This window comes from Nocardiopsis sp. iso_40, from assembly GCF_056173285.1.
The window spans coordinates 1,455,120-1,477,998 of the sequence record NZ_CM149666.1 but is presented as its reverse complement, the minus strand read 5'-3'; the positions used below and the strand labels follow the sequence as shown (position 1 = coordinate 1,477,998).

The 22,879-nt window shown below is 69.4% G+C and carries 21 protein-coding genes; 16 read left to right on the top strand and 5 right to left on the bottom strand.

Annotated features, from left to right (window positions below; all coding sequences use genetic code 11):
* Window positions 1–734 precede the first annotated feature (734 nt).
* Together AC0VYD_RS06515 and AC0VYD_RS06510 are read left to right on the top strand one after the other, a co-directional pair.
* The gene (locus tag AC0VYD_RS06515) at window positions 735–2,099 is read left to right on the top strand and encodes an MFS transporter (protein ID WP_475479049.1); all 1,365 of its coding nucleotides are present in this window, start codon (window positions 735–737) and stop codon (window positions 2,097–2,099) included.
* A 24-nt stretch (window positions 2,100–2,123) separates the two neighbouring features.
* Window positions 2,124–2,483 carry an ArsR/SmtB family transcription factor gene (locus AC0VYD_RS06510; RefSeq protein WP_475479048.1) on the top strand — a complete coding sequence of 120 codons (360 nt, stop codon included), beginning with the start codon at window positions 2,124–2,126 and terminating at the stop codon, window positions 2,481–2,483.
* An 885-nt stretch (window positions 2,484–3,368) separates the two neighbouring features.
* Here AC0VYD_RS06510 and AC0VYD_RS06505 read toward each other — a convergent pair.
* Window positions 3,369–4,196: a transposase family protein gene (locus tag AC0VYD_RS06505; protein ID WP_475480203.1), complete on the bottom strand. Its 828-nt coding sequence runs from the start codon at window positions 4,194–4,196 to the stop codon at window positions 3,369–3,371.
* An 897-nt stretch (window positions 4,197–5,093) separates the two neighbouring features.
* A complete protein-coding gene (gene betT, locus AC0VYD_RS06500) occupies window positions 5,094–7,184 on the bottom strand; it encodes a choline BCCT transporter BetT (RefSeq protein ID WP_475480202.1) in 2,091 nt (696 codons plus the stop codon).
* Between the two features lie 1,044 nt (window positions 7,185–8,228).
* On the opposite strand from betT, the gene AC0VYD_RS06495 reads away from it, so the two are divergent.
* From AC0VYD_RS06495 to AC0VYD_RS06460, 8 genes are all read left to right on the top strand, one after another.
* Window positions 8,229–8,801 (top strand): hypothetical protein, encoded by a 573-nt coding sequence (locus AC0VYD_RS06495; protein WP_475479047.1) that lies wholly within the window; start codon window positions 8,229–8,231, stop codon window positions 8,799–8,801.
* A gap of 11 nt (window positions 8,802–8,812) precedes the next feature.
* Window positions 8,813–9,580 (top strand): hypothetical protein, encoded by a 768-nt coding sequence (locus tag AC0VYD_RS06490; protein WP_475479046.1) that lies wholly within the window; start codon window positions 8,813–8,815, stop codon window positions 9,578–9,580.
* Window positions 9,581–9,693: 113 nt separating this feature from the next.
* Window positions 9,694–10,221 (top strand): RNA polymerase sigma factor, encoded by a 528-nt coding sequence (locus AC0VYD_RS06485; protein WP_475479045.1) that lies wholly within the window; start codon window positions 9,694–9,696, stop codon window positions 10,219–10,221.
* Window positions 10,222–10,223: 2 nt separating this feature from the next.
* Window positions 10,224–10,853 (top strand): hypothetical protein, encoded by a 630-nt coding sequence (locus AC0VYD_RS06480; RefSeq protein ID WP_475479044.1) that lies wholly within the window; start codon window positions 10,224–10,226, stop codon window positions 10,851–10,853.
* 644 nt (window positions 10,854–11,497) lie between these two features.
* The gene (locus tag AC0VYD_RS06475; protein ID WP_475479043.1) at window positions 11,498–11,869 is read left to right on the top strand and encodes a hypothetical protein; all 372 of its coding nucleotides are present in this window, start codon (window positions 11,498–11,500) and stop codon (window positions 11,867–11,869) included.
* A 315-nt stretch (window positions 11,870–12,184) separates the two neighbouring features.
* Window positions 12,185–13,075 carry an alpha/beta fold hydrolase gene (locus AC0VYD_RS06470; RefSeq protein ID WP_475479042.1) on the top strand — a complete coding sequence of 297 codons (891 nt, stop codon included), beginning with the start codon at window positions 12,185–12,187 and terminating at the stop codon, window positions 13,073–13,075.
* A 604-nt stretch (window positions 13,076–13,679) separates the two neighbouring features.
* Complete coding sequence (locus AC0VYD_RS06465; RefSeq protein WP_475479041.1) at window positions 13,680–14,099, top strand: hypothetical protein; 420 nt, start codon at window positions 13,680–13,682, stop codon at window positions 14,097–14,099.
* Between the two features lie 230 nt (window positions 14,100–14,329).
* On the top strand, window positions 14,330–14,992 hold the full coding sequence (locus tag AC0VYD_RS06460; RefSeq protein WP_475479040.1) for an SMI1/KNR4 family protein: 663 nt from the start codon (window positions 14,330–14,332) through the stop codon (window positions 14,990–14,992).
* Between the two features lie 49 nt (window positions 14,993–15,041).
* Here the strand turns inward: AC0VYD_RS06460 and AC0VYD_RS06455 are convergent, their stop codons facing one another.
* Window positions 15,042–16,073, bottom strand: coding sequence for an alpha/beta hydrolase family protein (locus AC0VYD_RS06455; RefSeq protein WP_475479039.1), 1,032 nt, complete (start codon window positions 16,071–16,073; stop codon window positions 15,042–15,044).
* A 35-nt stretch (window positions 16,074–16,108) separates the two neighbouring features.
* On the opposite strand from AC0VYD_RS06455, the gene AC0VYD_RS06450 reads away from it, so the two are divergent.
* From AC0VYD_RS06450 to AC0VYD_RS06430, 5 genes are all read left to right on the top strand, one after another.
* Entirely contained in the window at window positions 16,109–16,708 is a 600-nt protein-coding gene (locus tag AC0VYD_RS06450) for a GNAT family N-acetyltransferase (protein ID WP_475479038.1), read from the top strand.
* Window positions 16,705–17,523, top strand: coding sequence for a PaaX family transcriptional regulator (locus tag AC0VYD_RS06445; protein ID WP_475479037.1), 819 nt, complete (start codon window positions 16,705–16,707; stop codon window positions 17,521–17,523). Before AC0VYD_RS06450 ends, AC0VYD_RS06445 begins: the two co-directional genes overlap by 4 nt.
* Before the next feature lie 213 nt (window positions 17,524–17,736).
* Entirely contained in the window at window positions 17,737–18,774 is a 1,038-nt protein-coding gene (locus AC0VYD_RS06440) for a hypothetical protein (RefSeq protein ID WP_475479036.1), read from the top strand.
* Window positions 18,775–18,843: 69 nt separating this feature from the next.
* Entirely contained in the window at window positions 18,844–19,296 is a 453-nt protein-coding gene (locus AC0VYD_RS06435) for a hypothetical protein (RefSeq protein ID WP_475479035.1), read from the top strand.
* Between the two features lie 253 nt (window positions 19,297–19,549).
* Complete coding sequence (locus tag AC0VYD_RS06430; RefSeq protein WP_475479034.1) at window positions 19,550–20,545, top strand: sodium:calcium antiporter; 996 nt, start codon at window positions 19,550–19,552, stop codon at window positions 20,543–20,545.
* Window positions 20,546–20,570: 25 nt separating this feature from the next.
* Here AC0VYD_RS06430 and AC0VYD_RS06425 read toward each other — a convergent pair whose 3' ends face one another.
* Entirely contained in the window at window positions 20,571–21,158 is a 588-nt protein-coding gene (locus AC0VYD_RS06425; protein ID WP_475479033.1) for a CGNR zinc finger domain-containing protein, read from the bottom strand.
* A gap of 97 nt (window positions 21,159–21,255) precedes the next feature.
* Here AC0VYD_RS06425 and AC0VYD_RS06420 point away from each other — a divergent pair, with 97 nt between their 5' ends.
* Entirely contained in the window at window positions 21,256–22,038 is a 783-nt protein-coding gene (locus AC0VYD_RS06420; RefSeq protein ID WP_475479032.1) for an MBL fold metallo-hydrolase, read from the top strand.
* A gap of 89 nt (window positions 22,039–22,127) precedes the next feature.
* Here the strand turns inward: AC0VYD_RS06420 and AC0VYD_RS06415 are convergent, their stop codons facing one another.
* Window positions 22,128–22,781, bottom strand: coding sequence for a TetR/AcrR family transcriptional regulator C-terminal domain-containing protein (locus tag AC0VYD_RS06415; protein ID WP_475479031.1), 654 nt, complete (start codon window positions 22,779–22,781; stop codon window positions 22,128–22,130).
* Between the last annotated feature and the right edge of the window lie 98 nt (window positions 22,782–22,879).

Here is a 22,879-nt window from a genome sequence, read left to right as displayed (position 1 = left end):
GCCTGTCCCGCCCGGTTTCTTTTCCAGAGCTGTCAGGTAGCCACGCCCTGCTCTCCGCCGACCGCACCACGGGCAGTCACAACCCCGCACAGGCAGTCGAAGTCAGCGGCTGTCCGCACCTCGGGGACCGATTCCGTGCCGGTTGCCGGTTGATCGGTGGAGGCGACCGCCTCCGGCGGTGGAGGCGCCCCATGTCAGACAGGGTGCATGAGGACCTCGAACTAGAGCCTCGCGGTGTTTCGGGGCCATGTGTACTCCATATGTGCTCTTCAGTACGACCTCAGCCGAAGCACTCCCATCGGGCCGGGAAAACCCACCTCAAACCCTATTCGCCCCCGCCAACAAGGGCGGGGGCGAACCCGGCCCCACACCGCCGCGCCCGCTCCGGGCACCCCGGGGGCCCGCCGGGCCGCCCACGCGCCCACCGGCCCCGTCACGGGCACAGCCCCGCGCGACGGCACAACGGCGGCTTCGTCCACTGGCTCGGCCACGTCCGGGAACACCGCCTGTCAGTCGTCCTGGGTGAAAGAGTCCGACTCAGACAGGACCGCCCTCACCTGCGCACCCACAACCCCTTCGGGCCACGTTCTCCCGGTCGAACGCCACCACCTCAGACCCCGCTGGCACCGGACACACCCTCCAGGCGGATCGCCAATAAGTCATCATGTGCACATCTGCGCACTCATATGTACTCTGAATCCTCCACATAGCTCGTTCGAGTGGAAGGTGCAGGTGTGCTCGAAGTCCTCCGTAACCGTGCCTACCGAAGACTGTTCTCGGCACAGGTGATCGCCCTGGTGGGAACCGGCCTGGCCACGGTCGCGCTGTCCCTGCTCGCCTACGACCTGGCCGGGCCCAGCGCCGGTTCGGTCCTGGGCACCGCTTTGACCATCAAGATGGTCGCCTATGTCAGCGTGGGCCCGATGGTCGGAGCCCTGGCCTCCCGCCTGCCTCGCCGAGCGTTCCTGGTGGGCTCGGACCTGGTACGCGCCGGCGCCGCACTGTGTCTGCCCTTCGTCGACGCCATCTGGCAGGTCTACGCGCTCATCCTGATCCTGCAGTGCGCGTCCGCCGCTTTCACCCCCGTCTTCCAGGCCACCATCCCCGATGTGTTGCCTGGCGAGCGCGAGTACACCCGGGCGCTGTCGCTGTCCCGGCTCGCCTATGACCTGGAGAACCTGTTCAGCCCCGCGCTCGCGGCCGCGCTACTGGTGGCGACCACCTACCAGGGCCTGTTCACCGGGACTGTCATCGGGTTTTGCGCCTCGGCCTTGCTGGTGCTCTCGACCACTCTGCCCCGGCCTTCCGCGCAGCGAAGCAAGGAGGGTTTCTGGCGTGCCACCACACTGGGGACACGCATCTTCGCCGGGACTCCTCGTCTGCGGGCCCTGCTGGCGCTGGACATGGCGGTGGCCGCGGCCACGGCTGTCGTCTTGGTGAACACGATCGTGATCGTGCGCGAGACCCTGGGCCGGGGAGAGCAGGAGGTGGCCATCGCTCTGGGCTTCTTCGGAGGCGGATCGATGATCATCGCCCTGGTTCTGCCGCGAGTGCTGGACCGGGTGAGCGATCGCACGGTGATGCTGCCCGCCGGTTTCGTCCTGGCCGCGGCACTGGGCGGCACCGCAACAGCAACCGCCCTGGCACCTGAAGGGCTGCTGTGGCCGCTGCTGTTGACCTCCTGGGTGCTGCTCGGAGCGGGCACCTCCTTGGTGCTGACCCCCGCAGCACGTCTGTTGCGCCGCTCCTGCGCACGAGGAGATCGGCCTGCGCTGTTCGCCGCGCACTTCTCGCTCTCACACGCCTGCTTCCTGCTCACCTACCCCGCGGCCGGTTGGCTGGGCGTCTTTGTCGGGGTCCCCACCACGCTGTTGGTCTTCTCGATGTTGGCCCTGGCCGCCTCGGTCGTCGCGGTCCACCTGTGGCGGACGGGCGAGCCGGGCCCGCTCACCCACGTGCACACCGAGCCTGGACCGGACCATCCGCACCTGGCGGACGCCGAGCAGGTGGGGTCCGGCTACCGCCACCGGCACGAATTCGTCGTCGACGAGCTGCATCCGCGTTGGCCCCGCGCCCGAGACATCAGTGACAGCTCGTGACGCCTCGACGCCTAGGATGTGGGGGTGAGCAGCAATGACAGGGACCTGGACCAGAGCCTCTTCCACAGAGACGCTCCCAAGGGTGAACAGCTCTCCGTGGCCGCTTCGGTCTTTCAGATGCTGGCCGAGCCCACCCGGCTCCACCTGTTGTGGACCCTGGCCCAAGGCGACGCCGACGTCACCACTCTGAGTCAGAACACCGACGCCTCACGCACTTCGGTCAGTCAGCACCTGGCCAAACTCCGCTTGGCCGGTCTGGTGGTCTCCCGGCGCCAGAGCCGCCACATCGTCTACTCCATGCCCGACGGCCACCTGCGGCGCCTGGTTCTGGAGGCGTTGAACTTCGCCGACCACCAGGTCACGGGCGAGCCCCCGCATTCTTGAACCGTGAGCAAGGTGACGACGGCCCCGGCCGGGGCCAGGTCGTGCAGAAACGGGTGAAAGTGGCGGTTCCCGTTGGTCTTGGAACCGGCCTCGGCCTGGGCCAAGATGACGGGGGGCGTGGTTGGTCAGCGCTGAGGGCAAGTGGCGGCACTTGTGACTCGGGCGGGCCGAACCTTCCCATGACCAGCCAGCCATAGATTCACCGGTGTAGCGCGTCGTCCTGCCGTGAGTGACGGAAGGCGATCCCGGCACACACCAAGAGCCTCCAGCGACCCCGGTGCGGGGCAGCGCCGACCAAGTCCACTGACCTGAGTAAGAACACCACGCGGACCAGAGCTGGCTGCCGCATAAGCGCTATGGGATGATACGGGGCATGTTCATCGACAGAAAGGCCCATGCCGCGTAGGCGGCCGGGACTCCTGCGCGCAGAGAACCACCCCCGAGCGCGCAGAGGACAAAGAAAAGCACCAGCGCTCAAAGGCCTGTCGTCCAAGACGATGGCCGAGATCCGACGAGCCGAACACCGCCACCCGCAGCTGTGGCCAGGGATCATCAACGAGGCGCTCCCCAGATGGGAGCAATACGCCCGTGACCCCAGGCGCCCCCCGTGGGACGACCACCTCTATCCTCGCTGGTGGTACTGCTGCTGGGAATGCTGCGGCAGCCCACTGATGGCCAAGGATTTTCTCAACATACTGGTCCACACCATGCGGGGCAGTTCAGCGCGTGAAATACGTGTCCGCCTCAGACAACTCGACGAAATCCACGGCCTCCCGTTCCCATGACGCACGAGGCCCAGGGGGTCCGGGCTCCTTGGGCCCAGGCTGAGCGCCCGTCATAGCCCCACTCTTGACGACTCACCCACTGCGGTGATCCCAGCGAGTTTCATTCCAGGCGCCCGTGTTCGAAGTGCGTGAGGACAAGGGCGGCTTTGGCGATATCCCCGATCTTGCTGGGGCTGGCGGTGATGTGCTGGAGCAGCCGCCACCGCTGGGTGAGCAGTGCGAGCCCGCGCTCGCCCAGACAGCGCGAACCCCGTTGGAGCTTGTTGAGGGTGCGGTCGTCCAAAGCCAGTGGTGGCCCCTGGCTCGGCTGCTTGACGGGGGTGAGGACGACGATTCCGGCACCCTCGTACCCCAGATCAGCCAGCGTGGACAGACCTTTGGCCGCGAAGGCGTAGAGCGCGCCGAGCACGTGGGAGCGGGCCGCGGGCAGGTCGTTCACTGATCCGGGCTCGACATCGCTGAGGAAGAGGGGGAACCCGTCCGGTTCCATGATGCCTTGGACGTTGCCTCCGTGGTGTCGGGCCTTTCCCGAGTACCACAGGTCGATGCTCTTTCCTTTGACGCTCATCGTCTTGGCCAGGCAGCGGTCGGTGCCGATCACTTTCCCGTCGAGTACCAGGTGGGGCACGCCCGCCTGGTGAGCCTGCTGGAGGGTGTGGTGCAGGTCCGGGGCCTGGTCGGCCAGGACATCGGTGGCTTCGTCGATGTAGCGGTAGCCGGTGGATCGGCCGATGCCGTGGTCGCGGGCCAAAGTGGCGGGGTCGGTCCCCTCGCGGAAGTGGCGCAGGACCATGATCGCCTGGTGGTAGCAGGTCAGGGCACGGGTGCCCTTGCGGGTGCCGCGCAGTGTGCGTTCGGCGGCCAGGAGGCGGGCCAGGAAGAGAACGGCTTCCCTGGGGACGTCGAGGATGGCACGATAGGTGACCACGTGGAGCCTTTCACGGTAGCCCGGCAAGATTCGACACCTCGCCTTCTACCTGGGGCTCCACGTCTATGTCTGCTGAACGGCCATTCCTCCTCCAGGGTCCGGATTGCCGTTTTCCTCCCACCTCAAACTCGCTGGGATCACCTCACTGGCCGGCCCCGAGAGCGAACCCGTGATCAACAGAACCGTAACAGCGGGGGACACGGAAAGGCAGCCAAGAGAAGGGGGAATTAAATTACACACAGACCGAAAACAAGACCGGGACGCCAGCAACGAGAATCAACAGAAAACTTCAGCACCAAGAAACGCTAAACACGAACACAAGGGAAGTAGTGGACATGTGTTTCCATTCGCCCTGTCACGTGTTGGTTTTCGGGAGCGGCGGCGCGAAGCCGCCCCCTGGAACCAGGGGGCGATGTGACGCGTGGAGCAAAGACGGAAGACGGCGCGGCCTACGGGATGGGCTCGGCGGAAGCGCAGGAGTTCGCGTCTTTTTGATTATTGAAATTTAAATAAAAAAGGCGGGTCTTACGTGGCTTCCGAAACCATGATGATTCCGCCTCCTGCCTGGCAGGAGGCGGAATCATCATGGTTCGGATCCCTACGGGACGGCCTCGGATGACACCGTGCGGGGCGAGGAACTCGTCCCGTTCGGTGACGGCGAGAGGCGCTTCGCGGGTGCCCGGTCACGCACACCCGGGCGCCAGGACGCACGGACCAGCGCACGGGCCCCGTGGCTGTGGCAGGACGAGCGGCCGCAGGCCTGACCCGTCAGTCCCTCCGGCCGCTCACCGGCCCCCGCCGGCACCGCCCGCCCACCGGTCCGCTACCGCGGGCCGGCCCCGGGAGACGAGCCCCCGGCCTCCTCCTGCCACGGCGCGGTCGGACGCGGAAACGGCCTCACGTCCCGTCCTCGGCCTGGACGTCGGCCGTACCGGGCCCGTGGTCGGGCATGGCCGAGCGGGCCTGCGCCTCCCGGTGCAGGCGCAGGAACTCCAGGTGCCGCTCGTACTCGTCGAGGATGTTCCCGATGAGCTGCTCCTTGGTGTAGCCCATCACGTCGTAGCCCTGGCTGCCCTCGGTGAGGTAGACCTCGAAGCGCACGTAGTTGTCGTGCTCGGCGAGCGAGCGCATGGCGAACGCCGGGGTGGGGACCACGATCGGCCACACCCGGTAGGTGAACTCCTCCTCGGAACCCATCGGCACCCGCAGGTCCAGGTGCGGGATCCCGACCTCCTTGTCGACCCCCTCGGTCACCGACGCCTCCGCGCCCTGTTCGCGCAACCCTTCGGCGACGTCCTCGAAGGCGGGGCGGCACACCTCCCGGACGAACCTGGTGGCCGCACGCTTGCCGGGGAAGTTCACCGCCCTCGCGATCCGCTGGCGCCAGTTGCGCTCCGCACCCCGGCGGTCGACCGCGGTCCGGTCCGACAGCGAGGACGACAGGGTCGTCCGGAACGCGTCCTGCCGGAACCTCTCGACCCTCAGCGCCTTGTACAGGCCCCAGATGATCAGGAGCATCACGAACGAGAACGGCAGCCCCATGATGATGGTCGCGCTGGTCAGCGCGTCCAACCCGCCGACCAGGAGCATGGCGAGGGTGAGCAGGCCGGTCGCCGCCGACCAGAAGACGCGCAGCCACGCCGGTGCGTCGGTGGTCGGTGTCGGCAGGTAGGAGCTGAGGTTGCCCATCACCAGCGCACCGGAGTCGGCCGAGGTGACGTAGAGGAGCAGTCCGACGACCGTCGCGAGTCCGGCGCTGAACAGCACGCCCGGGTACTGCGTGAGCAGTGTGTAGAAACCCCGTTCGGGTTCGTTCATGGCGAGCTCTCCGAACGCCGCGTTGCCCTGGCGCACGACACTCAGGGCGCTGTTGCCGAAGACCGACAGGAACGTCAGCGTGTACAGCAGCGGGACCACCAGGGTCGCCGTCACGAACTGCCGGATGGTGCGACCGCGCGAGATCCTGGCCAGGAAGAGCCCGACGAAGGGCGCCCAGGCGACCCACCAGGCCCAGAAGAACAGCGTCCAGTCGTTGAGCCAGTCGACCGGCGGATCGTAGGCGAAGGTGTTCAGCGTCATCGAGGGGAACCGGCTGACGTAGTCGCCGATGTTCAGCACGAGGGCGTTGAGCAGCTGGACGGGGTTCTCGAAGACCAGCACGTAGAGCATCAGGACGATGGCGAGCACGACGTTGAGCTCCGACAGCCGCCGGATACCCCGGTCGACACCCGCCACGGCCGACACCGTGGCCACCAGCACGGCGACGACGATCAGGCCGATCTGCGCCGCCGTTCCCTCGGGGATGCCGAAGAGGAAGTTCAGCCCGTAGTTGAGCTGGACGACGCCGATGCCCAGCGACACGGAGATGCCGAAGATCGTGCCGATGATGGCCGCCAGGTCGACCGCGTCACCGATGCGGCCGTGGATGCGCCTGCCGATCAACGGGTACAGGGCCGAGCGGATGGCCAGGGGGAGGTGGTAGCGGAACGAGAAGTAGCCGAGGGCCATGCCCATCAGCGCGTACATCGCCCACCCGGTGATGCCGTAGTGGAAGAGCGTCCACACCACGCCCTGCCGAGCCGCCTCGACGGTCTGCGCGTCGCCCTCGGGAGGGGCCAGGTAGTGGGTGACCGGCCCGGCCACGGAGAAGAACATCAGATCGATGCCGATCCCCGCCGCGAACAGCATGGCGGCCCACGCGAACACCCCGTAGTCCGGCCGGGAGTGCTGGGGACCGAGCTTGATGGTGCCGTACCGGGAGACCGCGACGAACACCACGAACCCCAGGTACAGGGTGGCGGCGAGGAAGTAGTACCAACCGAACACCCGGCTGATCCAGCCCACGACGGTGCCGATGACGTACTCGGCTCCCGTCGGAGTGATGATCGCCCAGATCGAGAGCGCGAGGATCAGGATCGCGGAGCCGAAGAACACGGCCGGTTTGAGCTGGCTCCGCCCGGGCTCCTCCCTCTCCAGGTCCGCCGGCATCTCCGGATTCGCCGCGCCGTCCTGGCGATCCCGTCCTCCGTCATCGGTGGCCACCGATCTCACCTCTCGTTCCTGCGGTGCCGGTAGTGGCTTCCCGCGGGCGGCGGTGCCGAGGAGGGGGCCGGGGGCCTTCCGCGACCGCGGCCGGGCACCGCGCTCGGGGGCACGCGGCCTCGACGCGGACCGCACGGCCCTGTCCGGCGCCCGCCCAGGTGCCGTTCCTGCGCCGCGAGGCCGACGGGAAGCGAACCATGGGACTCAGGTAGTCCACGGCGCCATCCTCACCGATCGTCCGTCACCGGGCCCGTAACCCACGCGCGGCGGCGTGGCGCGTCGTCCCTGGTCATGCGACTAGGCGACACGTGCCGCGCCGAGGCCGGGCGGGCCCCGCCGGGTCCCGGCCGACCTCACCCCGCGTGCCGGGAGGCAGGGTCCGGGACCCGCGGAACGGCCAGCCAGGACGGTCGGCACGGGGGCAGCCCTCCTCGGCACGCCGGACGCGGGGATCGGGTTCGCGGACCGGTAACCGGACCGGGTCACCAGCTCCGGGGCCGCCGCCCCATCGGAGCGCTGGTCATCCCGCGGCCCCGGACAACACACCTCTTGTCCGAGTTCGCGACAGCCGTGCGCGAAGGCGTGCGCGGAGATGCGCCCCCGCGGGGAAATATGAGCGAACGAAGACCCGATTCAGGATTGCGCTTTTTGGGATAAATAAAGCTTGTGTTCACGTTGGCGAGTATTTATCCTATCGCAGGTTCATTCCCCGAGCCTCAGGCCGACCGTGCACAAACCCCTGCGACGTCATCCGCTTTCCCCTGGGCGCGGTGGCACCGGTGTTCCGGAGTCGTGTCCTGAGCGCAGACGTGGGGGTGAACCCCTGCTCCGACCTTCCCGATCCGGGGATTCGGAGGAACTCCGAAGACCCGCTCGGACCGAAGCGTGGACCGAAAGGACACTGTGCAGAAAAACGGAGAAACCTCATCGAGACGTGCCCTGGCGATCATCTTTTCGCTCGTGCTCGCCGGATCCCTGGGAGCGGCGGGTGTGGCCTGGGCCGCGGTGACCGACAACATGTTCCCCACCGCGAACACCTCCAGCTCCTGCTACAACCAGTCGCCGGGCGTCAACCATTTTCCGTGTCAGACGGACAACCGAAACGTCTACTACTACATGGACAGCAACGGCGAGTACGAGTTGGAATCCCCGGACCGGAACAATGTCCGATCCGTGATGAACAACGAGTACGCACCCACTGACCTGCGCATCTACTACGACTCGTCGCCGGTGTTCTCAGGAAGCGGCGAGACGGACGTCGTCTACCAGGAGGGTTCCACGGGTATTCCCTCCAGTTCTGACGGCATGACCTGGTGCAACGACGCGGTGAACGACGACCCCGTGGCGTGCGACCAGCAGTACATCCGTATTCGCGGCAACGGGTACTACACCTACGGTCTCACCTGCCACGAGACCGGGCACGCCGTCGGCCTGCAGCACGGGGACGTCTCCTCTCCCCAGCTGAGCCGAACCGATTCCCGGCTGGGCTGCATGGTCGTCCCCGTGGGCCGCGGAACGGGACTCGGGAGCAACAACACCGACAACATCAACGCCACGTACTGAGGGAGGCCTTCGTGAGGAAACGCGCGTTCAAGACACTCGCGTCCGCGGTGGCCGCCGCGGGCGTGGCCGCCGTCGCCGTCGGTGTGAGCCTCGGGGCCGGGGCACCGGCGGAACAGGCAGAGCAGGCGGAGCAGGAGGTCGTCCTGGTGCACGGCGTCGACCACCTGCCCAGCGAGACGGCTTCGGACTGGGTCACCTACGCCGACCACGTCGTCGTGGTCTCCGTGGCCGCGGAGGAGGAGATCCCGCCCACCGAACAGGAGGTCGCACGGGGCGAGGGACTCATCGGCAGGGAACTCGCCCTCGACGTGGAGAGTGTGCTGTGGTCGCGGGACGGCGCCCCTCCCGCCCCGGACACCTGGACCTACTCCGCGCTCGGGTACGTGTTCAGCGACGGGGACGTCGACAACCGCACGGCGATGGCGATGGCCGACCGCCCCCGTGTCGAGTCGGGCCACCGGTACGTCATGGCGATGGTGTGGGAGGAGGCCCGGTGCTCTCCCGGTGACGCGCCCTCCCCCGCGGGATGGCGTGGACTCGGTGAGGGGTCCGAGGTTCCCTTCGACGACGGGGTGATCGGTCGGGGCGAGCTGGAGGGGCGGGTCCACGACAGTGCGGAGACCCAGCGCTCCTCCGCCGCCGCACACGGTTCCGCGGACTCGCTGGAAGACCGGTTGGCGGGGCAGGGCGGTGACGCCCTGGTCCGGGCGCTGGACTCGGCCTCGCCCCAGGCCACAGCGTTCGCGGCCGAAGCGGTGCCGGACCAGCCGTGTGACTGACCGGAGACGGTGGGCGGGCAGGGCCGGGCGGCCCTGCCCGCCTTCGTGTCCGCCGACGCGATGAACGTTCCGAGAGCCGGTTCCGTCATAGCAGGAGAAGAGAGGACCAGGATATGGCGGGATTCCGTGGAGCACGGAGAACCGAGGACGTCGCGGCGGGCGAGGAGGGCACGGCCAGGATCCGTGCCGTACTCGCTCTGGGAGGGGTGCCCTGGAACGACCTGGACGACGGGGTCCAGGAGGTCCGTCTGAAACTCCTCCAGCACGGTGCCCGTTCGGACACAGCCCCGATCCGTCGGCCGTTGGCCTGGCTGGCCGTCGTGGCCTCCCGGGTCGCCGCGGACTGGCACCGGGGCAGGACCCGGGAGGACGGCCTCCGCGAACGTCTGGCCACGCGCTGGTCCAGACACCCCACGACGACCGGTGGCGAGGAGGAGCGCGTTCTCGCCCTGACCGTGGCCGACTGCCTGGACGAGTTGCCCGCGGCGCAACGGCAGATCCTGGCGCTGCGCTTCTACGCCGACCTGACGGTGCGCGACATCGCGGCCGTCCTGGAGATCCCCGAAGGCACCGTCAAGAGCAGGCTGCACACGGCTGTGGGCGCGATGCGCTCGAAGCTGGGCGACACGGAGGTGGAGTGACCATGGCCGATTCCCGCGAAGGGCCGGAGGAGCAGCGGTTGCGCCGGGCCCTCAAGCTGATAGGTGACGAGGCGGGCCGCGACCCGGGCCGCGGCGGCGCCCGTGCCGTCGCGACTGCCAGGAGGCGCCCTCGCCGACCGCTCGTGGCCGCCGCTCTCGTGGCGGTGGCCGCCGTGGCCACCGGTGTGGTGGCCGTCAACGTGTCGGAGGACGCGGAGACCGCGGCCCCCGGAGGGCGGGAAACCGGCGGTGCGGGCCAGGGGCAGACCCTGCCGGAGGCCGTCTCCTGCGCGCGGATGATCGTCGAGGGTGAGATCACCTCCGTCGAGGAGGGCGAGGAGCCGAACAGCGTCACGTTGACGCTCGACGTCCAGGGGTGGATCAAGCCCGAATCCGGGGAGTCGACGGTGCGGACGACCGTCCTGGACCCCGCCCACGTCGACCCGGAGGACGCGCTCACGTCCGGCACGGACGTCCTGATCGTGGTTCCGCAGCTCGTCTCACGTCCGGCCGAGATCTACGAGGGCGACCGGATCGCCGAGGAGAGGGCCCTGATCGTGGAGAGCCTGCCCGAGGCCGAGCGGACCGAGTGCCCTCCGGAGTGGCGCGACACCGACGACACCGGCGGGTGAGGGCGGAGGTGCTCCAGGGAGGCCACGGGCAGCGGGTCCACGCGATGACGCTCTGACCGCCGTAGTGCTCACGGACCGGCTCCGGGGTCGACAGGACCGGACCGACCCGCGCATCGGCCGCCCCTCCGATGCATGGCCGGGCAGCCGTGGCGAGGACCGTCCGCACCGCCTGGACCGACCGGCAGGGGCGCGCCACGGAGACGAACCGCCGCTTCTCCATGACGGAGCCGGGGCCGGGTGGGGGAAGGCGGTGCCGAGACGCTCCGGAGCCCAGCCCGAACCCGCCACGAAACAAGGCGGCAGCAGGGCATGAGTTCGACCAAACCAGGCAATTCTGGGAAGCCACGCATTCTGGTCTGCCGCAAATCACGTTCATGGGAGCACCCAAGATCCGAAACCATGATCCGCCCTGACGAAATACGCGATAATGGCGCACACCTTTCTTGATGGTAAACATTTGCCAAACTCCGACACTGCGCAAATGATCAACCATTGAACGAAATTGACCAATGTGGTTGTCTGCCGACAGGTCCAAAGCGTGGGGGCGGACACGAAGCCTCCCGGGCACTGCCGTCACCGTTTCGCTTCCAGGAGACGTGTCGGCAGGGCCTGCCACAGGGGACACTCGGACCGTCGGAGAAAAAATGAAGATCATCAAGGGCCTGTCCGTCGCCGGGGCTGCCGGGGCACTCGTGCTGTCCGGGTTCTTCGGCGGAGGATCCGCATTCGCCAGCACTTCCTCGGAGACCTCGGTGGAGACGGCTGCGGTGGAGAGAAAGTCCTTCTCCTGCGAGTGGGATTCGGGCAACCTCAACTTCTCCTGGGAAAACGGAAACACCAGCACCCGGATTTACTACAACAACCACTGCAGCGACGTGCGGTACGTCACCGTTCAGATTTACCAGGTCAACGGGGGAGAGCGCACTGTCTGCTGGCGTGTACCCACGGGGAAGGGCAGCAAGCTGTTCTCCAAGGGGCTAGGCGAATCCGTCCACACCATCACCAGGCACTGCTAGTTTCCCGGCGACGCAGGGATCCGCCGGACAGCCAGAAGTCCTTCCCGTCCGGCTTCCCGCTGCCCGCGGACACGAGCCCCGTTTCACATGGTGACTGGTGGAACGGGGCACCTTCGTCCTTGTGGAATTCCGGGGTTCGACGCTGTCCGGGGCGCGTACGCCTGCGTCGACGGTAGGCCCTGTGGTCCTCGCGTCCGGGGAACGTACACCTTCAGTCCGACGTCGTCCTCCTGCGGGTCCACCGCGCGGATACGGGCCCGGGCGGACCGGGAAACACGGTTGCGCGTAAGGACGCGCCGAACCCAGGATGGTCCGGTGCAGACCCGAGAGATCAGACTGGACCTGGGACGCGACACCTTGGCCGCGCTGGACTTCGGCGGCACCGGCGCCCCGGTCCTCCTCGTCCACGGCAGCGGGCACAACGCGGCCGCGTGGGCCGACGTGGCGGCTCACCTGACCGACCACTGCCGAGTCGTCGCCGTCGACCTGCGGGGGCACGGTCGGACCGAAGCCGAGTCCCACAGCGCGGAACAGTACTGGCGGGATCTCGCCGGTGTCTCCCGGGCCCTGGGCTGGGAGCGTCCCGTCCTGGTCGGGCACTCCCTGGGGGGTTACGCCGTCACCGCCGCGGCCGCCAGCGGCCTGGTCCGGCCCGCCGCGGTGTGCGTCGTCGACGGACTCGTCCTGAACACCCGTGACGAGGCCGTGCGGGAACAGGAACGGTGGACCACGCCCGAGGCGCGGGAACAGATCCGTACCCAGTTCCGCTACGGCTGGTCCGCCGCCCCCGACCAGGCCCGCGAGTACGTCGAGCAGTGCGTGCGGGACGCCCCGGACGACTGGCTCAACCGGGACTGCCGCCCCGGCCTGGTGCGCAGCGTGCTGGAACGCTCCTTCACCAGGGAGCACCACAGGTGGCTGCGGCGTCCCACCCCCGAACAGATCACCGTGATCAGCGCGCCCGCCCCGGACGCCGCCGTCTACCCCAGCATCGACGTCTACGAACGCCTCACCTGTCCGCTCACGATCGTGCTCCCCGACCAGGGGTTCTATGCCGCGCGCCGGGACGAGGTGCGAGCCCTCACCGCCGCGCGCCCGGAACGGGCGCTCGTGGAGATGCACACCCACCACAACGTGCCCATGGCCAGACCTGGGGAACTCGCCCGCATCATCCTGGATCTCGTGCCCGCCCGACCCGGGGCATGACCGGAGAACACCGATGACCCGCCGTCCCCGGCGGTCTTCCGGGTACGTGTACCCGCTGACTGTCCAGGGGTCCGGACCCTACGGCATCAGGTGGGGGCGGGAGTGTCCCCGTCCGGGGGTGTGGAGCACCTCCGGACGCCGGCGAGGACGCTTTCGAGCACTCCCGCCCCGATGGTGCACGGGCTGGCGTTCGCACCGGAGTCCTCTCCCGCCCGGGCAGGCGCGACCGCGTTGGCGCGCAGGGCGGGCGTGGGCCGGTAGGCACCCGCGCCGCGACAGACGTGCCGTCCCTGGCAGGCGCCCTCCCGGCGACAGGCCGAGCGGGACGGGTCCCCCACGCAGCCGGGGAGGGAGTCCGCGCCTCACTACCAGAGTCCTGTTCCCCCGCTCAATTCATTTTTATTTCTCCCACTCCCCCTTGCAGCCAGGAATGACATCGTCCAACCAGAAGCCCGATAACGACCCTGGAACCTGGCCAGGTTCGGCCAATCAACCTCCTTGACCAATGGAGAAGAGAACGAAAAACTCTTCCAGTCAACGACAAAGGGGGAATTCAATGAAGGTTCGATTCGGCCGTACTCTGGCGACCCTTGGTGCCGTGTGCATGGCTGCGACTCTCCTGCAGGCTCCCGCGGCCTACGCCACCACGGAGGCCTCCGCCCCCGGGCAGCAGGCGGCCCGGACCCAGGGGCCGGTGGAGGTCCAGCTGGACGAGGAGCAGTGGGGCGCCCTGACCGAGGCGGTGGAAGCGAGCTCCTCCTGCTCGGGCCCCAGGAAGCCCTACAAGTCGGGCACGAGCGTCAAGGCCTCCTACTCCGGCTGCTCCCACGGGTCCCAGTGGGTCTTCGCCCTCCAGCGCCACCAGTGGTACGGGTGGAACACCAGGTCGAGCGCCCAGATGAGCTCGACCAGCCGCACCCTTTCGACCAACTGCGGCGGCACCGGAAACCACAACTACCGTTCCGTCTTCCGTCTCAGCAACAAGATCACCGCCGTCAGCCCCAGTTACCGGGTGACGTGCTGACACTGGACCCGGACCAGGGCACCTCCTCCCGAACCTCGATTCGGATCAGTAGTGCAAAGTTGAACTAGCACTGCAAAAACATTTCTCCGCAACGCGGTGACACGCGGTCCGAATACTGCTCCGGACGCGTGTCACCGCCACCCGGTACGGCACTGCATTCGGCCCCGGCCGAGGCCCGGGCCTCGGCCGGGGCCGTCCCCTGGCCTACGCTCCGACTCATGGAGACGACGATGTGGAACGGTGTCCGTGAGCGAGTCGAGGCCCTGGCCCGTACCGACCGGACCCGGGACGTCCTCGGGGCCTGGGACCGGTACGGAGGGACGGGCCACCACTTCCGGCTCGCCGCTCCGCTGTCGGAACCGGAGGTCGCCGAGGCGGAGAAGCAGTGGGGCGTCTCGCTGCCCGAGGACTACCGCGGCTTCCTTCTCGAGGTCGGCGCCGGCGGTGCCGGGCCGGGGTACGGGCTCAGCACCCTGCACCGAACAGGTACGGGGTGGGAGTGGACCGACGTGGGCGGCGAGACGCGGCACGAGGCCCTGACGGTCGCCTTTCCCACCTCCGAGGAACGGGCGCGGCGCCTGGCCGAGCACGAGGACCGGGAGCCGACGCGGTCCGGCTTCGCGACCCGGGAGGCGTTCGAGGCCGCGTACCGCGTGTGGCGGGACGCCGACGACGAACTCTTCGAGGCGTCTTCCGACGGAGCGGTGTGCCTGAGCCACGAGGGCTGCGGCCACTGCCTCTGGCTCGTCGTGACGGGCCCCGAACGCGGCGGCGTGTGGGTCGACGGCTTCTCGGCCGACGGCGGCTACCGCCCCCTCGGCACGCCGCACGCGAGAGTCGGATTCGCGGACTGGTACCTCGAATGGGTCATCAGGTGCGAGACCGCCGACTGAGGGTGCCCGGCCGTGCGGGCGACACGTCCTGAAGCCGGGTTCTCCGAAGTCACCGCTGTTCGACGAAGGAACGGTAACCGTCGAGCACCTCGGGGGCGAAGAGCGCACGGGGCCAGAGGACGGCGGTCAGCAGGCCCAGGGAGGCGGACCCCTCCACCGCCGGGCGGGCCATCGAATGGGCGGCGTCGAAGCGTTCGACACGGACGTGTGGGCCGAGGATCCGGGTGTAGACGCGTGTGGTCTCGTCCACGTCGACGTTGAGGTCGTGGTCACCGACCATGAGGAGGACGGGGACCCTCTTGGCGGACACGGCCTCCAGGTCAGCGGTCGCGTCGGCACGGAAGTTGCGGAGTGCGAAACCCCAGCGCGCCGGCTCCATGGGCCGCGGGTCGGTCGTGCCCGCACGGTAGGTCTCGTACTCGGCTCCGGCCGCCAGGAGTTCTCTGGTCCGGTCGCTGTCCGCTATGGCTCTCTCCCGTTCGGCCCGGTCCGCACCGGAGCGGCCGAGTTCGGACAGAAGGTGGTGGCGGCCCTGACGCAGCCAGTTGACGGCCGGGGAGACCGCTACGACGAAGTCGACGTCCTCGCGCTCCGCGACGACCTTCGGCACGACCCATCCGGCCTGGCTGGCCCCCCAGAGCCCGATGCGCCCGGGCTCCGGCTGCGGCTGTTCGAGGAGCCAGTCGATCACCGCCGATACCTCGGCGGCGCGGTCGTCCATGTCCTGGTCCAGCCAGTTACCGGTGGAGCCCCCGATGCCCGGTTTGCTCCAGGAGACCGTGGCGTAACCGGCTTCGGCGGCCGCCTCCCACCACGGCCGGTAGAGGCCGCCGTGGGTGGCGTCGACGGGGCCGTCTCCGTGCACGAACACCACCGTCCCCCGAACCGCTCCGGAGTCCGGTGACGCGATGACCGCCTCGACCTCCCCGCCGGGCACCGGAACGCCCACCGTTCTCTCGTCGAGCCGGTAGTGGTTGCCCACGACGGCCGTGCACGCGCTGACCAGGAGAAGCACGAGGAGCAGGAGGGCCGGTACGCCCAGGAGACGACGCAACCCCGGAAAATATTTCTTTCTGTTCACGATCGTAGATTACATGATACTTTTGGTCCATGGACATGGAGATCGTCATACGCCCGGGATTCGACGAGGACGAGCGCGCACGCGTGGGCGGGTTGTACTGGGAGGCGTTCCAGCGGAAACTGAAACCCGCGTTCGCCGACGACGGGGCGGGCAGGGGGTTCGTCACCGCCGCTATGCGCCCTGACCGCGTGATCACGGCGAGGAGCGGCGGCACGGTGATCGGCGTGTGCGGCCTCCGACACGGCGGGCGGGGCGCGTTCGACCCCGCGTGGCCCGCGACGGGAAAGCGACTCGGCCCGTGGGCCGCCGCACGGGCGCTCCTCGCCCTCGGACTGCTGGAGCACCGTGCGGAGGAAGGGGCACTCGTGCTCGACGGGATCTGTGTCTCCCACGAGCACCGGGGGCTGGGAATCGGTTCACGTCTGCTGGAGGCCGTCGACGCGTACGCCCCGCGGCACGGCCTCCACACCGTCGAACTGTCGGTGGTGGACACCAACCCCCGCGCGGAGGCCCTGTACCGACGCGTCGGGTTCGAGCCCGTGGCCACGGGAGCGCTGGGGCTCCTGAGCGGTTTCTACGGGTTCGGCGCCTACACCACCCTGCGGCGCCGGATCAGCGGAGGGGGTCCGGTATGAGTGACGTCCTCGCACCGCGCACCGTCATCGAGGCCTGCCTGCCCATGACGGGCGAGGTGGGGCTCGACGTCGTCCTGGACACCGCGAACACGGCAGCGTTGGCCGACCAACCGGTACGACTGGCCCTGCGCCGGATGGTCGGCGCGGGCGAGGTCCTCCAGAGCGGGCGGGGGCGGCGCGGAACCGTGCGGCTCACCGAGAGCGGGCGGGCCCGGCTGGAGCGGGACCGGGCGGCTCTCGTACTCGCCGAGCAGCAGGACACCGGCCGGGACCCCTGGGACGGGATATGGCGATTGACAGCGGTCAGCCTGCCGGAGTCGGAGCGTGCACAGCGCGACGCTCTGCGGCGCCGCCTCACCGAACTGGGCGCCGCCCCCGTGTCCACGGGGCTTTACCTGAGTCCTCACGACCTCCTGGCGATGCTCGACGACGGCGCCGCGAACCACCTCGTCCACGCCGAAGCCGGGCGGGTGGAGGTACGCGGCGTCACCGACCCCCTCGAAGTGACCGAACTGCTGTGGCCCGCGGCCCCCGTCATCGACGGCTACCGGCCCCTGGAGGAACTGATCGACCGTGTCGCCACGGCCTCACGTGAGGCGGAGGCCACCCGGGCCAGGGTGCTGCAACTGCGGCTCGCGGACGCTCTGGAGAAGGCGATGAGGCAGGATCCCCTCATCCCTCCCGGATTGCGCCCGGCCCCCTGGCCCCCCGCCCGGATCAGGCAGAGGTGGCGCTCCGTGTGGCGGACGCTCGTGTCCCGAACCCCCGACGGAGGGGTCTACCAGGGGTGGCCGGGCTTCCAGGGGGAGGACTAGGACACCGGAAGGCCCTCTGCCCGGTTCGGTCGCACAGTGTCGGTGGCACAGCGCGGGCGGGGTGACAGGGGGCGGTCGCCGCGTGAGGCCGCCAGGGCACCCGGGGGCGCTACCCCGCGCGCCCGCCGTGGCCGCGGGAGCGCCGGGGAAACCGTTTCATAGTTGATGCCGACAAAACGCCCACCGTGCACCCCGAACCGCTAGAAAAACACCATGGTGCTCACCAAACTCATCTACATGCACGAACAACGCGTCGTCAGAAAGGCGGGTGTCACCACGGGACGCGCCTGGCGGGACCAGGACCTGGCGGCGAAGCTCCCCGTCGTCCGCTCGGGTGACCTGGAGACAGCGGTCATGCTGCTCAAGACCCCGGACCCGGACCTGCGCGCCCTGCGCGTCGATGTCCTGGGGATGGAGTGCATACCCTTCCTGAACAGGCTCGAGGACGGACTGGGCAAGAGCGAGGAGCCCGATCCCGACCTCGCCCTCCTGACCGGGTTGACGCGGATCCGCGCGGCGTGGGAGGTCCGGACCGGAGCCTGGGCCAAGGACGTGGGCCGGGAGCGCTTCGAGGAGTTCCACGCCATGCTCCCCCCGGCCTACGAGTACCTGGTGTACGCGGCCAACGCGGCCCCGGAGCAGCCGGACGCGGTGAACCACCTGCAGTGGTTCGGCCTGGGAATCGGGATGCCCCGGGAGGACCTCGACGTCCTGTGGGACCGGATCGTCGAGCGCGATCCGTGGCACTTCGCGAGCCACCAGTCCCGTCTCCAGATCCTGTGCCACAAATGGGAGGGCTCCCACGAGGAGATGTTCGCCTTCGCCCGGCAGGCCGCCGCGCACGCCCGCAAGGGCGACCCGCTGCTGGAGATGGTGCCGCGGGCGCACGTGGAACGGTTCATGATGCTGCAGCGGGAGCGGGAGGACGACGTGGTGACCGTCGGCGACCTCAACTCCCTGCGCCAGGAGTACCTCACCGACCACGGGGTGCGGTCGGAGATCACCGACGCCGCGGACCTGTGGCTGTCCGGGGACAACGACCACCCCACCAGGCAGGAGACCGCGCACGAGTTCGGCTCCGCGCTCTACTTCGCGGGCGAGACGGAACTCGCGGCCCGTGCCCTGCGGTTGGCCGGGACGACCATCCAGAATTTCTCGGCCTGGGTCCAGTGGGAGTTGAGCTCGGAGTACGAGTACGTCCGCGCCTGCCGGAAGCTGGAGATCCCGCTCTCCGCCCAGACCGGGGCGTAGTCGGCTTCCGGTAGTCGCATCCGGCACGCCCCGCCCCCTCTTCGCCCCACCGACCCCCTGGAGGGCACCTTGCGAAGATTCGCGCCGAGGATCGCGCTCACTCTCGTGATCCTCTTCGTCGTCCTCGTCCTGGTCGCCAGACACCTGCTCGTACCGGCGAACCGGTCCTTCGAGTACGGCGACGGGATCAGGCTCCAACTCCTGGGCATCTCCCACGAGGAGGTCGACGGACAGGAGAGGGTCACGTGGGGGGTGGAGGTCGTCAACGGGACGGACGGGCCGCTGGACCTGAGCCTGTCCTCGGCCTGCCGCCACGCCGTGCCGCCCCTGGAGTCCGGCCCCTCCGCCCTGGCCGGGCGGAACGGGGAGGAGGTCTCACTGCCGGCGGGGCTGGCCACGGGCGTCGCGGACTCCTGTCCGTCGCCGGGGTCGGGCCGGTGGTGGGTCTACACCCTCACCCTGGAGGACGAAACAGGCGGCGCCGGCTCCCGCACCGTCACCTTCGCGGGCCGGACCCACTGACCCCGGCCGCACCGGCCGGCCGTTGGCGGGGACGGCCCCGGTGTCACCGCTCGGCCGCATCCGCGGCGTCGTCCGCGAGCGCGCGTATCTGCGCGGCGACGGTGCGCCACACCGGTTCGGGGATGTGGTGGGGGTTCCGGTGGTGCGGTGACGGGCCGGGCGGACGCCGTGTGCGTAGGGTGGCCGAAGGTATCGCCCCGCGAGGGCGTGGTCCGGACCGGCGAGGCCAGGAGGGCGACCGTTGTTGTGGGACGTGGCAGCGATCTCGGCCGCGGCGCTGACCCTCGTCATCGGCGGCGGCCCGTTCACCCGGCTGGTCGACCGGCTCGCCGACCGCACCGGCATGGGCGAGACCCTGGCGGGCATCGTCCTGGTCGGCGCGGTGACCTCACTGCCCGGCCTGATCACCAGCCTCGTCGGGGCCGCCCACGGCGACGCCTCCTTCGCCATGAACAACGCCCTGGGCGGGATCGCCGCCCAGACGGTGTTCATCGCGTTGGCGGACATGTTCTACCGGCGCGCGAACCTGGAGCACGCCGCCGCATCCCTGCCCAACCTCCTCGCCCCGATCGGGCTCTCCATCATGTTCGGCGTGGTGCTGGTGGCCGGGATGGGGCCGCAGTTCAGCCTCCTGGGCATCCACCCCGCATCACTGGTCCTCGTGGCCTGTTACCTGTACTGGCTGTGGCTCTCCCAGAAGGTCCGCTCCAAACCCATGTGGCAGGTGGAGCACACCCGTTACACACAGGCCGACGAACCGGACCCGGCCTCCCTCGACAGCGACGAGTCGCTCGGGGGGATGTGGGCGAAGTTCGCGGCGCTCGCCTGCCTGGTGGCCGTCACCGGCTACGTCGTGGGCGAGGCCGGACTGTCGCTGGCCGAGCGGACGGGGATGTCGAGCGGCCTGGTCGGAGCGCTGATCACCAGCGTGGTCACCTCCCTGCCCGAGCTGGTGACGGTGCTGTACGCCATCCGCATCCGCGCGCTGCACCTGGCGCTCGGGGACATCATCGGCGGCAACGGCTTCGACATGCTCTTCCTGTCCGCCTCCGACGTCGCCTACCGGGAGGGGTCCCTCTACAGCGCGATGGACGCCCGGGTGGTGCTGCTCATCGGCCTGGGCATCGTGCTCAACCTGCTGGTCGCGGCGGGGCTGATACGCCGACAGGAGTCCGGCATCGGGTTCGAGGGCATCGCCCTGCTCGGCTTCTACGCGGTCGGGGTGGCCGTGCTGGTCTCCCTCGGGTGAACGCGCGGGCCGCGCCACGGGACGGTCAGGCCTCGTCGGGGTGGGCGCGGCGGGCGTAGGCGCGCGCGGCACGGGCCCGGTCTCCGCAGCGGGTGGAACACCAGTGACGGCGGCCGTGGCGCAGCAGGTAACGGTTGCAGGGGGCGGAGCCGCAGGCGGTCAGGCGCCCGGCGTCGGGACCGGCCAACAGGTCGGCGGCATCGGCGGCGAGGCTTGCCAGGGCGTGGTCGACGATCTCACCGGTGGGGTGGGGCGTCGCGCGGTAGGGGCCGTTGCGCTCGTCCCACTGCAGCAGGGGGGCGGTGGGCACCCTGGTGAGCGCGTCGTTGACGGCCGTCAGGGCGGTGGGGCGGGCGGGGAGTCCGGCGACGTGTGAGGCGAACAGGGATCTGAGGTGTTCGCGCAGCACGTGCAGTTGTGCAGCGCACATCTCCTGCATTCCGGCGTCCACCGGGGCCAGACCGCGCTCGGTCATCCACCGGTTGGTCTCGGCGGGGGTCGCGAGGAGGTCCACGAGACGTCCGCCGGGCAGTGCGACGACGCTGTTGGCGAGGGCGAGGGAGGGGTACTGCTCCGCGCCCGGCGCAGGCGGCAGGTCTAGTTCTTCGGTCACGGTCTCGTCCATGCATCTCATGGTACAACTTGCGCCATCCGTGAGAGACAGCTACCGTTCATCACGGTTGATTTACTTCCATCCGTGAGGTGTATGCATGTCCGTCGCAACCGAACAGTTCCCCGTCCGCGTCTTCGGCGGCCCCACCGCCCTCTTCGAGTACGGCGGGCTGCGTTTCCTGACCGACCCGACCTTCGACGGCCCGGGAGACTACGAGACGCCTGGCGGCCCGACACTGACCAAGACCGCGCCCTCGGCCGGCGCACCAGCCGACCTCGGTCGCGTCGACGTGGTCCTGCTCTCCCACGACGAGCACGCCGACAACCTCGACAACGCCGGGCGCGCCCTGCTCCCCGAGGTCCCCCTCACCCTGACGACCACCGGTGGCGGGCGGCGCCTCGGCGGGGGCGCCAGAGGACTGGCCGACTGGGAGGCCGTCGAGTTGGAGCGGCCCGGCGGCGGTACGGTCACCGTCACCGCGGTCCCGGCCCTGCACGGGCCCGGCGCGCGCGAGGACGTCGAACCGTTCACCGGCCAGGTCGTGGGCTTCGTCCTGACCGGTGAGGGCCTTCCCACGGTCTACGTCAGCGGCGACAACGCCTCGCTCGAACTGGTCGAGCAGGTCGCCGAGCGCTTCGCCCCGGTGGACACGGCCCTGTTGTTCGCGGGAGCCCCGCGGTTCCCCGCCCTCTTCGGAGGCCAGCCCCTCGTCCTCGACAGCGCCCAGGCCGCCGAGGCCGCCCGGATCCTGGGAGCCCGCCGCGTGGTCCCCGTCCACCACGACAGCTGGACCCACTTCACCGAGGGCACCGGGGAACTGACCACCGCCTTCACCGCAGCTGGCCTGGCCGACCTTCTGGACTGGGGACAGCACGGCTGACCAGCAGTGATCCCCTACCCCGCCCTCCCGGCACCGCGCCCCGGACACGGGCGGGGCACCCCAGGGGCCGCCCCGCCCGTGTCCGGCGACTATGACGGCCGGTCGCCCTCCGCACCGGGCCGGGAGTGCGCCCACCCCCCGTCGGGGCGCAGTGCGTCGAGGATCAGGGTGAGCCCGGACCCGAACTCCCCGTCGTAGTCGTACCCCTGCCCGAAGGCGTGCTCGCTGATGACCGCGGCCAGGTGCGGATAGGTGTCGGCAGGCAGGCCGCCCAGGATGCCGTCCGCGAGCTCGTTCGGCCCCTCCTGCTCGGTGAAGGGCAGGCTCAGCTCCTGCAGGACGAACCCGTAGAGGTAGCTGTCGATCACCGAGACGGCCCGGGCCGCCGCGGCGGCGGAGAAGCCTCCGGACCTCAGGGCTCCCAGGACGGCGTCGTGGTGGCGCAGGGTCGCCGGACCGGGTTTCTTGCGGGAGTCCATCAGGCCGACCGCCCAGGGGTGGCGGCGAAGGGCCGTGCGCGCCGAGACGGCACGGTCGCGCATGTCCTGCCTCCAGTCCGCCCCCGGCGCCGGCAGGTCGATCTCGGCGAACACCGCGTCGACCATCCCGTCCAGGAGGTCCCCCCGGTCGGCCACGTGGTTGTAGAGCGACATCGCCTCGACGCCCAACCGGGCGGCGACCGCCCGCATCGTGACCCCCGGCTCTCCTTTCCCGTCCGCCAGTTCCATCGCGGCGCGAATCACGCGTGCTCTGCTCAGGGGCTCCCGACCTGCCCGCGTGCGCCGTCCGGTACCGCGCCCGCCCATGATTCGTCCTCCTCCGGCACTTGTCTTACTTACAA